The sequence below is a fragment of the Streptomyces sp. NPDC018029 genome, from assembly GCF_044327655.1.
Taxonomy (GTDB): domain Bacteria; phylum Actinomycetota; class Actinomycetes; order Streptomycetales; family Streptomycetaceae; genus Streptomyces.
The window spans coordinates 733640-745544 of the sequence record NZ_JBIRFV010000003.1 but is presented as its reverse complement, the minus strand read 5'-3'; the positions used below and the strand labels follow the sequence as shown (position 1 = coordinate 745544).

At 73.0% G+C, this 11905-nt stretch carries 6 protein-coding genes; 4 read left to right on the top strand and 2 right to left on the bottom strand.

Annotated elements, in window-relative coordinates; translation table 11 throughout:
• The first annotated feature begins 179 nt into the window (after positions 1-179).
• From ACH4D5_RS12030 to ACH4D5_RS12015, 4 genes are all read left to right on the top strand, one after another.
• Positions 180-857, top strand: coding sequence for a spermidine synthase (locus ACH4D5_RS12030; protein ID WP_398301112.1), 678 nt, complete (start codon positions 180-182; stop codon positions 855-857).
• 65 nt (positions 858-922) lie between these two features.
• Positions 923-1663 (top strand): response regulator transcription factor, encoded by a 741-nt coding sequence (locus ACH4D5_RS12025; protein ID WP_398301110.1) that lies wholly within the window; start codon positions 923-925, stop codon positions 1661-1663.
• A 13-nt stretch (positions 1664-1676) separates the two neighbouring features.
• The gene (locus ACH4D5_RS12020; RefSeq protein ID WP_398301108.1) at positions 1677-2756 is read left to right on the top strand and encodes an ATP-binding protein; all 1080 of its coding nucleotides are present in this window, start codon (positions 1677-1679) and stop codon (positions 2754-2756) included.
• A 275-nt stretch (positions 2757-3031) separates the two neighbouring features.
• Positions 3032-6859: a multifunctional oxoglutarate decarboxylase/oxoglutarate dehydrogenase thiamine pyrophosphate-binding subunit/dihydrolipoyllysine-residue succinyltransferase subunit gene (locus tag ACH4D5_RS12015; RefSeq protein ID WP_398301106.1), complete on the top strand. Its 3828-nt coding sequence runs from the start codon at positions 3032-3034 to the stop codon at positions 6857-6859.
• Between the two features lie 105 nt (positions 6860-6964).
• Here the strand turns inward: ACH4D5_RS12015 and ACH4D5_RS12010 are convergent, their stop codons facing one another.
• Both ACH4D5_RS12010 and ACH4D5_RS12005 read right to left on the bottom strand, forming a co-directional pair.
• Positions 6965-10819, bottom strand: a complete 3855-nt coding sequence (locus ACH4D5_RS12010; RefSeq protein WP_398301104.1) for an SAV_2336 N-terminal domain-related protein — start codon at positions 10817-10819, stop codon at positions 6965-6967.
• 4 nt (positions 10820-10823) lie between these two features.
• Positions 10824-11825, bottom strand: coding sequence for an AAA family ATPase (locus ACH4D5_RS12005; RefSeq protein WP_398301102.1), 1002 nt, complete (start codon positions 11823-11825; stop codon positions 10824-10826).
• Positions 11826-11905 lie beyond the last annotated feature (80 nt).

Sequence of the window (11905 nt, the reverse complement as noted above, 5' to 3'; positions counted from 1 at the left end):
GCTCCTTCCGTCCCACCCCACCCTTTGCCCTCTTTTCGAGCGTGTCTATGACGGGCGCCACGTGAGGTGCGTCTCACACGGCAACCCGCGGGACGGCTCCTGCGTCGCGCGGGCACGCCGGCCCGGAGGGCGGGACAACCGCCTGCGGACGGACGTCGCGGAAAAATACGCTGTGGGCCATGCACACCCACACCACCGCCCCCGTCGTGCTCGACCGGCGCGAGGGCCCTCACGGCGAGGTCGTCCTGCGGCGCCACGGTGAGCTGCTGCAGATCATCGCCAACGGTTGTTTCCTGATGGACACCAGCGACGGCCGCTCCGAGCGCCTGCTCGTCGACGCGGCCCGCGACGCCCTCGACGACCGCCCCTCCCCCGCCCTCCTCATCGGCGGCCTCGGCGTCGGCTTCTCTCTCGCGCACGCCGTCGCGGACCCCCGCTGGGGACGCGTCGACGTCGTCGAACGCGAGGAGGCGATCATCGGCTGGCACCGCGAGGGACCCCTCGCCGAACTGTCCGGAGCGGCGCTCGCCGACCCACGTGCGCAAATTCTTCACACAGACCTCGTCGCGCACCTCTTCGGCACGACGGACACGTACGACGCGCTCTGTCTCGACATCGACAACGGCCCCGGCTGGACGGTGACGGAGGGCAACAACTCCCTTTACTCGCCTGCCGGTCTGGCCGCCTGCAAAGCCCGTCTGAACCCGGGCGGAGTGCTCGCCGTGTGGTCCGCGCAGCCCTCGTCCGCTTTCGACGACGCTCTACGGAATGCCGGATTCCAGAGGGTACGAACCGAAGAGATCCCCGTTGCCCGAGGCGTCCCTGACGTGGTCCACCTCGGCGTCAGGGCTGCGTAGCCGAGGTGCCTTCGCGACCCGTACTCTGCTGACCGAACACAAGCGATCAGTGTCAGGGGCGGGCGATGGAGCAGACACACACCTCCCAGAACGGCGCCACGGCGGCGACGCCGGGCGCCCAGCGCCGGGTGCTGGTGGTCGAGGACGACCCGACGATCGTCGACGCCATCGCCGCCCGGCTCCGTGCCGAGGGTTTTGTTGTGCAAACGGCCGGCGACGGCCCTTCGGCGGTCGACACCGCCCAGGCCTGGCAGCCCGACCTGCTGATCCTCGACATCATGCTGCCGGGCTTCGACGGCCTGGAGGTGTGCCGCCGGGTGCAGGCCCAGCGCCCCGTCCCCGTCCTCATGCTCACCGCGCGTGACGACGAGACGGACATGCTGGTCGGGCTCGGGGTCGGCGCCGACGACTACATGACCAAACCGTTCTCCATGCGGGAGCTCGCGGCCCGCGTGCACGTCCTGCTGCGCCGGGTCGAGCGGGCCGCGCTGGCCGCGACCACCCCCCGCAGCGGCATCCTCCGCCTCGGCGAACTGGAGATCGACCACGCCCAGCGGCGTGTGCGGGTGCGCAGCGAGGACGTCCACCTGACGCCCACGGAGTTCGACCTGCTGGTCTGCCTGGCCAACACCCCGCGCGCCGTCCTCTCCCGCGAGCAGCTGCTCGCGGAGGTGTGGGACTGGGCCGACGCGTCCGGCACCCGCACCGTCGACAGCCACATCAAGGCGCTGCGCCGGAAGATCGGTGCCGAGCGGATCCGCACGGTGCACGGCGTGGGCTACGCCCTCGAGACCCCGGCGCCGTGAGGCCGGTCCTGCCGTGAGCGGGCCCTTCGGAGAGCTGCGGCCGTTCTCCATCAAGACCAAGCTCGGCGCCCTCGTGGTCGTCTCGGTGTTCATCACCACGGGGCTGCTCCTCGTGGCCATGAAGACCAAGACCGAGCTGCGCTTCATCACCGTCTTCTCGGTGATCGCCACGCTCCTCATCACGCAGTTCGTGGCGCACAGCCTCACCGCCCCGCTGGACGAGATGAACGCGGTGGCCCGCGCCGTCTCGCACGGCGACTACACGCGCCGGGTGCGCGGCGCGGACCGGCGCGACGAGCTGGGCGACGTGGCCTCCACGATCAACGCGATGGCGGACGACCTGGAGGCGCAGGACACCCAGCGCAAGGAGCTCGTCGCCAACGTCTCGCACGAGCTGCGCACCCCCATCGCGGCCCTGCGCGCCGTCCTGGAGAACGTCGTCGACGGCGTCTCCGCCGCCGACCCCGAGACGATGCGCACGGCTCTCAAGCAGACCGAGCGCCTCGGCCGCCTGGTGGAGACCCTGCTGGACCTCTCCCGCCTCGACAACGGCGTCGTACCGCTGAAGGCCCGCCGCTTCGAGGTGTGGCCGTATCTGTCGGGCGTCCTGAAGGAGGCCAACATGGTGGCCTCCGCGCGCGCGGGCATCGCGTCGGGCTCCGGCAGTCACACGCGTACGGACGTCCATCTGCACCTCGACGTGTCGCCGCCGGAGCTGACGGCCCACGCGGACGCGGAGCGGCTCCACCAGGTCGTGGCCAACCTCATCGACAACGCGGTCAAGCACAGCCCGCCGCACGGGCGCGTGACGGTGCGGGCCAGGCGCGGCCCCTACCCCGAGTCCCTGGACCTGGAGGTGCTCGACGAGGGCCCCGGCATCCCGGAGTCGGAGTGGCACCGCGTCTTCGAGCGGTTCAACCGCGGCAGCCACGCGGGCGCCCCCGTGAAGGGCTCGGGGAACGACGGCGGGACCGGTCTCGGCCTGGCCATCGCGCGCTGGGCCGTCGATCTGCACGGCGGCCACATCGGGGTGGCCGAATCCCCTCGCGGCTGCCGCATCCAGGTCACTCTTCCGGGCCTGCCCGAGGCGTGAAGTTGACGTAGGGTTCGAGTGAAAGCGATTCAAGGGTGCCGTTCCTGGGCACCCGGGGGCCGCCGCCGCGCGTAGACGTCCCACGGACGTACCCGCGCGGCCATCTGGCGTTGCGGAACCTCGCTTGTTTCCCGCCATTTACAGCGCCGAAACCACTGTTCCAGTGTGACTTACGCGACGGATGCCGGGCCCGGTCTGCACCTCGCGGCTTCGGAGGCGTAGCCTTTATTTCCGCTGTCCATCACCTTGTGAAGCGGAAGAGGGCGGTTACCGCCGTGTCGCCACAGTCCCCCAGTAACTCGAGCATCTCGACCGACCAAGACGGGCAGGGCAAGGACCCTGCTGCTGCCTTCGGTCCCAATGAGTGGCTCGTCGACGAGATCTATCAGCAGTACCTCCAGGACCCGAATTCGGTCGACCGAGCCTGGTGGGACTTCTTCGCCGACTACAAGCCAGGAGCGGGCGCTTCCGTAGCCACCGCTCCGGTGAAGCCGGCGGGTGACGCGGCCGCGGGGGCCGCGGCCACCACTCCCGCCGCGCCGCCGGCCGAGGCCGCTCCGGCCAAGGCCGCGCCCGCCGCTCCCCAGGCGCAGGCACCGGCCGCTCCCGCGAAGCCCGCGGCCGCCGCTCCGGCTCCCGCCGCGCAGCCGGCCGCCGCCAAGCCCGCGGCCGCCGCCAAGCCCGCCGCCGCGAAGCCCGCCGCCAAGGCGGAGCCCGCGACCGAGGCCCCGGCCGGTCCCGAGTACGTGGCGCTGCGCGGCCCCGCCGCCGCGGTCGCGAAGAACATGAACGCCTCGATCGAGGTCCCGACGGCGACGTCGGTCCGCGCGGTCCCGGTGAAGCTGCTCTTCGACAACCGCATCGTCATCAACAACCACCTCAAGCGCGCCCGCGGCGGGAAGATCTCCTTCACGCACCTGATCGGGTACGCGATGGTGCAGGCCATCAAGGCCATGCCGTCGATGAACTACTCCTTCCAGGAGAAGGACGGCAAGCCGACCCTGGTCAAGCCGGAGCACATCAACTTCGGCCTCGCCATCGACCTGGTGAAGCCCAACGGCGACCGCCAGCTCGTCGTCGCGGGCATCAAGAAGGCCGAGACCCTGAACTTCTTCGAGTTCTGGCAGGCCTACGAGGACATCGTCCGTCGCGCCCGCGACAACAAGCTGACGATGGAGGACTTCACCGGCGTCACGGTCTCCCTGACCAACCCCGGCGGCCTCGGCACCGTCCACTCGGTCCCGCGCCTGATGCCCGGCCAGTCGGTCATCATGGGCGTCGGCTCCATGGACTACCCCGCGGAGTTCCAGGGCACCTCCCAGGACACCCTGAACAAGCTCGGCATCTCGAAGGTCATGACGCTCACGTCGACCTACGACCACCGGGTCATCCAGGGCGCCGCCTCCGGCGAGTTCCTGCGGATCGTCGCGAACCTCCTCCTCGGTGAGCAGGACTTCTACGACGAGATCTTCAAGGCGCTCCGGATCCCCTACGAGCCGGTCCGCTGGCTCAAGGACATCGACGCCTCGCACGACGACGACGTCACGAAGGCCGCCCGCGTCTTCGAGCTGATCCACTCCTACCGCGTCCGCGGCCACGTCATGGCCGACACGGACCCGCTGGAGTACAAGCAGCGCAAGCACCCCGACCTGGACATCACCGAGCACGGCCTCACCCTGTGGGACCTGGAGCGGGAGTTCGCGGTCGGCGGCTTCGCCGGCAAGTCGATGATGAAGCTGCGCGACGTCCTCGGCGTGCTGCGCGACTCGTACTGCCGCACCACCGGCGTCGAGTTCATGCACATCCAGGACCCGAAGCAGCGCAAGTGGCTCCAGGACCGCATCGAGCGGACCCACGCCACCAAGCCCGAGCGCGAGGAGCAGCTGCGCATCCTGCGCCGGCTGAACTCCGCGGAGGCCTTCGAGACCTTCCTCCAGACGAAGTACGTCGGACAGAAGCGCTTCTCCCTGGAGGGCGGCGAGTCCGTCATCCCGCTGCTCGACGCCGTGCTCGACAGCGCAGCCGAGGCGCGCCTGGACGAGGTCGTCATCGGCATGGCCCACCGCGGCCGCCTGAACGTGCTCGCCAACATCGTCGGCAAGTCGTACGCCCAGATCTTCCGCGAGTTCGAGGGCAACATGGACCCCAAGTCCATGCACGGCTCCGGCGACGTGAAGTACCACCTGGGCGCCGAGGGCACCTTCACCGGCCTCGACGGCGAGCAGATCAAGGTCTCGCTGGCCGCCAACCCGTCCCACCTGGAGACGGTCGACCCGGTCATCGAGGGCATCGTCCGCGCCAAGCAGGACATCATCAACAAGGGCGGCACGGACTTCACGGTCCTGCCCGTCGCCCTGCACGGTGACGCGGCCTTCGCGGGCCAGGGTGTGGTCGCCGAGACCCTCAACATGTCGCAGCTCCGCGGCTACCGCACGGGCGGCACGGTCCACATCGTCATCAACAACCAGGTCGGCTTCACCGCCGCCCCGGAGTCGTCGCGCTCGTCCATGTACGCCACCGACGTGGCCCGCATGATCGAGGCGCCGATCTTCCACGTGAACGGCGACGACCCCGAGGCCGTGGTCCGCGTCGCGCGCCTCGCCTTCGAGTTCCGTCAGGCGTTCAACAAGGACGTCGTGATCGACCTCATCTGCTACCGCCGCCGCGGGCACAACGAGTCGGACAACCCGGCGTTCACGCAGCCGCTGATGTACGACCTGATCGACAAGAAGCGCTCGGTGCGCAAGCTCTACACCGAGTCCCTCATCGGTCGCGGCGACATCACCCTGGAAGAGGCCGAGCAGGCGCTGCAGGACTTCCAGGGCCAGCTGGAGAAGGTCTTCACCGAGGTCCGCGAGGCCGTCTCGCAGCCCGCGCAGGCCGATGTGCCGGCCCCGCAGGCCGAGTTCCCGGTGCACGTCGACACCGCGATCTCCCAGGAGGTCGTCAAGCGGATCGCCGAGTCCCAGGTCAACATCCCCGACCGGGTCACCGTCCACCCGCGTCTGCTGCCGCAGCTGCAGCGCCGGGCGACGATGGTCGAAGAGGGCACGATCGACTGGGGCATGGGCGAGACCCTCGCCATCGGCTCGCTGCTCCTCGAGGGCACCCCGGTCCGCCTGTCGGGCCAGGACTCCCGCCGCGGCACGTTCGGCCAGCGCCACGCGGTCCTCATCGACCGCGCGACGGGCGAGGACTACACGCCGCTGATGTACCTCTCCGAGGACCAGGCGCGCTACAACGTCTACGACTCGCTCCTCTCCGAGTACGCGGTGATGGGCTTCGAGTACGGCTACTCGCTGGCCCGCCCCGAGTCCCTCGTCATGTGGGAGGCGCAGTTCGGCGACTTCGTCAACGGCGCGCAGACGGTGGTGGACGAGTACATCTCGGCCGCCGAGCAGAAGTGGAACCAGCACTCGGGCGTCACGCTGCTCCTGCCGCACGGTTACGAGGGCCAGGGACCGGACCACTCGTCCGCCCGCATCGAGCGCTTCCTCCAGCTGTGCGCGCAGAACAACATGACGGTCGCGATGCCGACCCTCCCGTCGAACTACTTCCACCTCCTGCGGTGGCAGGTGCACAACCCGCACCACAAGCCGCTGGTGGTCTTCACCCCGAAGTCGATGCTGCGCCTCAAGGCGGCGGCCTCGAAGACGGAGGAGTTCACGACGGGCGGCTTCCGCCCGGTCATCGGCGACAGCCACGTCGAGGCGTCGGCGGTCCGCAAGGTCGTCTTCTGCTCCGGCAAGCTGTACTACGACCTGGAGGCGGAGCGCCAGAAGCGCGGCGCCGACGACACGGCGCTCATCCGCATCGAGCGCCTGTACCCGCTGCCGGGTGCGGAGCTCCAGGCGGAGATCGCCAAGTACCCGAACGCCGAGAAGTACCTGTGGGCGCAGGAGGAGCCGGCGAACCAGGGCGCGTGGCCCTTCATCGCCCTCAACCTCATCGACCACCTGGACCTGGCGGTCGGCGCGGACATCCCGCACGGCGAGCGCCTGCGCCGCATCTCGCGGCCGCACAGCTCGTCCCCGGCGGTCGGCTCGGCCAAGCGCCACCAGGCCGAGCAGGACCAGCTGCTGACCGAGGTCTTCGAGGCGTAAGCCCCGCGGCCGGTACGTGAGGCGGGCCCGGCCCCGAGTTCCATGGACTCGGGGCCGGGCCCGCCCGCGTTCGGCGGCGGTGAGCTGTTCGCCCGCGGCCGACGGTCACGCTCCGGCCAGCCGGGCCTCCAGGCGGGTGACGGCGGCGCGGATCGCGTCGGCGCGGACGTAGGTGGCGCGCGGCCCGTACTCGGGGAGCAGCCGCCGGGCCTTGCGGTACTCCGCGAGCGCACGCTCGAACTCCCCGAGTTCTTCGAGGGCTTCGGCGTACGCCTGGTGGGCCTCGGCGGCGAGCGACGGTTCGCCGGCGGCCACGGCCGTGCCGGCCGCCTCTCGGTAGTACTCGGCCGCCCGGTGGAGCTGTGCCGAGAAGCCGGTGCGGGCGAAGATCTGCGCGGCCACCTCGCCGCGCCGCAGCCGGCAGTACGCGGCGAGCACGGGGTCCGTGACGTTGCGGGCGACCGCGCCCAGGAGCCATTCGGCCTCGTGGAGGTCGGCGAGGGTCTGCTGGACGTGGAAGCGGGCGATGTACGCATTCGCCAGCTGCATCCGGCGCTCGTCCCGGCCGGGGTCGCGCGGCGGCGTCGCGTCGACGGCCTCGCGCAGCTGGCGTACGGCGTCGTCGGTGTCCGCCACGGAGGCCGTCGCGACGCCGCGCTGGGCGAGGGCGGTGCCGAGCCGGGACATCAGCACGACCCGGCTCGGGTCGTCCCGCGACGTCAGGGGGAGGGCCTTCGTCCAGCCCTCGATGGCCAGTTGGCGGTGGACGGGCAGGCCCGTGGCCAGGTGACGCGCCCAGTACACGTCCGCGCCGCGCACATGACAGGCGAGGGTCAGCCCGTGGTCCCCGTCGGCCGCTTCGAGCGCCTCTTCCAGGGCGGTGCGGATGAGCCGCTGCCCGCCCTCGTCGGCGTCGTGGCACCAGGCGAGCTGCAGCGCCTCCGCGAGGTCCAGCCAGGCCAGGCTGCGCTCGTCGGCCGCGAACGTGCCGCGCGCCAGTGCCTCCTGGAGGTCGTCGCAGGCGTCGGCGGCGATGGCGGTGCCGTCCGGCGCGCCCCGGTCGCCGCCCTCCCGCGCGATCTCGCCCCGCCCCGTGCAGTGCCGCGCCAGCCGCTTGCGCAGCCGCCCCCGCAGCAGGAACCCGTCGGCCGGGTCGGGGCCGAGGGTCAGCACGCCGGTGGTGTCGACGGCGCGGCGCATGAAGTCGACGTACACGTCCTGCGGCCGGGGGCCTTCCACGCCGTGGCGGGGCCGCCCCAGCGTGGAGCCGTGGAAGGCGGCGTCGCCGAGGTCGAGGCGGCCGGGGTGGGGTTCGGTGCGCTGCGCGGTGCCGGACGTGCCCGCACCCGCGCCGCGTGCCGTCGGCCCGAGAAAGACCCCGCCGCTGAAGTCGACGCGCGGGACCCCGCCGGACGCGCCCCCGAAGGTGTCCGCGAGCCCCCCGCGTCCGGGCCCGCCCTCCACGACGCGCCCCCCGAACACCCCACCACGTCCCGACCCTGCCACCGCCGCACCCCATAGGCCCTGCCCCGCCCGACCGTCCTGTCCGGCCCCGGGCCCCTGCCCATCGGAAACGGCGCCGGAGGCCGAGCCGGAGCTCGGCGCACCATCGGGACTCGCCCCCGAGCCCTGGCCCCCGGAGGTCGCGCCCGAGTCCTGGGCGGCACCGGAACGTGAGCCGGTTTCCTGGCCCGTGCCCCCGACCCGCACGCCGCCCTCCACCAATCGCGCCGCCACCACCGCCAGGCGGCCCAGTGTCTCGGCCAGGGCGCGTTGGGCCGGCCAGCCCGGGTGGGACGGGTCGTCGCCGATGTGGGCGGGGATCGGGAGGAGTTCGGCCGCCGCGTCGTTCAGGAGGAGGTACTCGGCCCAGAGCGCCCCGGGCGTCCCGCGGGGGCCGCGCTGCGGGCCGTCGGCGAGGCGGGCCGCCCGCCCCCGCACCTCGTCGGGCAGCGCGGCCGCGGCCGTGCCCGAGCGTTCCACCTCCTCGGCGATCTCCATGAGCACCGCGCCGAGGAGGAGCCGGGTCTGCGGGGGCCGGTCGGCGATCGTGGCCGCGGCGTGCAGCGCCTCGCGCAGGTCCGCCACGCTCCGCCGCGCCGTCCACCGCAGGAACAGCGTCTCGCCCAGCTCGGCCAGGACGGCGTCGCGCCCCGCACCGGCCTGCGCGGCCCTGACCGCCGCCTCCAACAGGTCGACGGCGCGGTCCAGTTCACGCGCCTGCCGCCCCTGCGCGTACCGTTCGCGGGCCGCGCGGGCCGCCGCCCGCAGTGCCGCCGCGTCACTCCCGTCGAGGTCCTGGCCGACCTCCGTCCGCGTCCTCGGCAGGAACCGTCGCAGCACTTCCCCGGACACCTCGGCGAACGCCCGCAGGCCGGGGTGGTCCGCCTGGCCGCCGGTGCCCGGCGGCTGCACGGGCTCCCCCGCGTCGCCGAGCAGCGCGACCGCCGTGGCGGGGAAGTTGTGGACGCTGCGGCCGAACCGCCGCTCCAGATAGTCCGAACAGTGCTTCTGCAGCAGCCGCGCGTCGTCCGGCGCGAGGTGCCCGATGAGCTCCTCCTCGACGCCGTCGAGGAACTGGTAGGCGAGCACCTCGGGGTCGTCGTCCCGCTCGCTGCGCTTCAGGAGCCCGCCGAGGAGCACCTCGGCGAGGACCTCGGGCCCGCTGCCCGCCAGCATCGCGCGCTGCACGAGCTGCATCACCGGCAGGATCGTCGGCACCGCCGACAGATACACGGCGAGCTGCCAGGCCGCGGGCGATGCCGTGCGCCGGAACGCCCGCACCCGTTCCCTGCCGCCGACCTCCTGCCGGGCCCGCACGGGCGCGGCGGACGGCCCGTGCCCGGCCTCGGCCAGGCCCGCCGCCGCCTCCAGGGACTGCCCGGTCGCGCCCGACACGAGCCTGGCCCAGCCCTCCACGGAGGACCGGCGCAGGGCGAGCACCGGCACGGGGATGCCCCGCGGCGCCCGGGCCCGCGCGCCACCGCCGCCCGCGGGCTCGAACTCCAGGTGCCCGGCGGGCCCTTCCCAGCGGTGCAGGTGTCCACGGCGCGCGGGCAGGTGCGTTCGCCGCCACATCCGCTGCGGCAGCGGCTGCACCACGGCGACCGGCGCGAGCGAGCCCCACCGGTACAGGAGCCGCTGCATCAGCCCGCCGCGCCACATCGGGCCCGCGCAGTCGCTGAGGACGAGGGTCAGCCGGCTTCCCGTGGGGTCGCTGAGGCGTCCGGGGTCCTGGAGCGCGGCGCCGGGCCGGGCCGTCGCCGCGAACCCGGGACGGCCGTCCGCGCCCTCGTGCAGGAACTGCACCTGCACCTCGCGGAAGGCCCCGGACCGCTCGCACACGTGGCGTAACTCGCCGAGGGCCTGCTCCCACACGACCGTGGAGGTCGACAGGTCCATCACGAGCAGCAGCCGCGCCTCGCGCCGCCGCGCGTGCCGCAGCACGGGCACCACGAGCCCGGTGTCGGCGGCCCGCTCCGCCGTGGCCTGTTCGTCGAGGGCGCGCGGCACGGGCCGGGCGGGCGGCCGGTACCGCTGCAGGGGCCGCAGCGCGCGCTGCAGGGCGAGCGGGTCGGGCAGCACCGCGGCGGCGGGCACCTGCACGGGGACGCCACCGGACCGTTCGGGGCCGCCGCCGTCCCCGACGGGCACGACGAGGCGGGAGCGGGGCGCGGGGCGGGGCGGCGTGTGGGGCGGCGGGCCCGGCGGGGCGGGCGTGCGGTGCGGGTCGGCGCCGCCGGACGCGTCGCCGGACCGCGCGGGCCGCGCCCGGTCCGCTTCGGGGCGGCGCGCCGGGTCCGCCGCGTCCCCGTCGTCGCCCGCGGCGACCTGCGCCGCGAGCCACAGCGAGTCGGCCAGTTCCCGGGCGGTGGGGGCGAGTTCGGCGTCCCGCAGCCGTGCGACGAGCGCCGTGAGCGCGTCGCTCACGGCGTCGGTGCGGTGCGGGGCTCCGGTCATGGCGTCACCGCGGCCCGCGGTCCAGGGGCCGCATGAGCAGCCCGGCGATCTCCTCGCGCCGCTCCGGGTGCTGCCGGGCGGCGTGCTGGGCGAGGAAGATGGCGTTCAGGAGCTGGTCGGTGGGGCGCAGCGCGCCGTCGGCCTCGGCGTCCGTGAACTGGTCGACGAGGTCGATGTTCGTGTCGTACGCCCCCGTCCCGAAGTGCGCGAGGACCATCGCGGCGAGCCGCTGGTCGCGGGGCGGTTCGAGGTCGAGCGGCACGCAGCGGCGCAGCAGCGGCCCGGGGAACTCGCGCTCGCGGTTGCTGGTCAGGACGGTGACGGGGAAGGCGCGGCAGCGCACCCGGCCGCGGGTGACGGGCACGCGGCGCCCGTCGTCGGTGAGGACCTGCACGGTCTCCTGGCCGGGCCGGTCGGCGATCCGCTCCAGCTCGGGGATGCCGAACTCGCCCTCTTCCAGGACGTTCAGGAGGTCGTTGGGCAGGTCGATGTCGCTCTTGTCGAGCTCGTCGATGAGCAGGACGCGCGGCCGGTCGGACGCGATGAGCGCGGTGCCGAGCGGGCCGAGCCGCAGATAGCGGCCGATGTCCTCGGCGTGGTCGCGGCCGAGCTGGTTGTCCTGGAGGCGGCCGATCGCGTCGTAGGTGTAGAGGCCGTCCTTCAGTTCGCTGCGGCTGACGATGGCCCACTGCAGGACGCGGCCGAGCCCCAGTTCGTACGCGAGGGAGTGCGCGAGGGTGCTCTTGCCGGAGCCCGGCTCGCCGGTGACGAGGAGGGGGCGCCGCAGGTAGAGGGCGGCGTTGATGAGTTCGAGGGCCTCGGCGCCCTGCACGGACATGGGGACGTTGCTGTCGCCGAGGCGCCGGCGCGTCGCGGAGTCGATGTCCGGGACGTCGTACGGCACCGGTTCCGCGTCGAAGGCGCGCCAGGGCGGCGGCGCCGGCAGCCGTCGGATCCTGTCCGGATCCGGACCACCGACCCCCTCGTAGATGAACCATCCGCTCACTGCGTGCTCCTCGTCGACGGTCGGTGGAAACGTACCCACGATCGCGCCCTCGCCACCGCGCGCGTGCCCGCGCGGGTCCC

Excerpts from the sequence above, each read along its gene's own strand:
- ACH4D5_RS12030 (WP_398301112.1), top strand. The coding sequence starts at position 180 with ATGCACACCCACACCACCGCCCCCGTCGTGCTCGACCGGCGCGAGGGC.
- ACH4D5_RS12025 (WP_398301110.1), top strand. The coding sequence starts at position 923 with ATGGAGCAGACACACACCTCCCAGAACGGCGCCACGGCGGCGACGCCG.
- ACH4D5_RS12010 (WP_398301104.1), bottom strand. The coding sequence starts at position 10,819 with ATGACCGGAGCCCCGCACCGCACCGACGCCGTGAGCGACGCGCTCACG.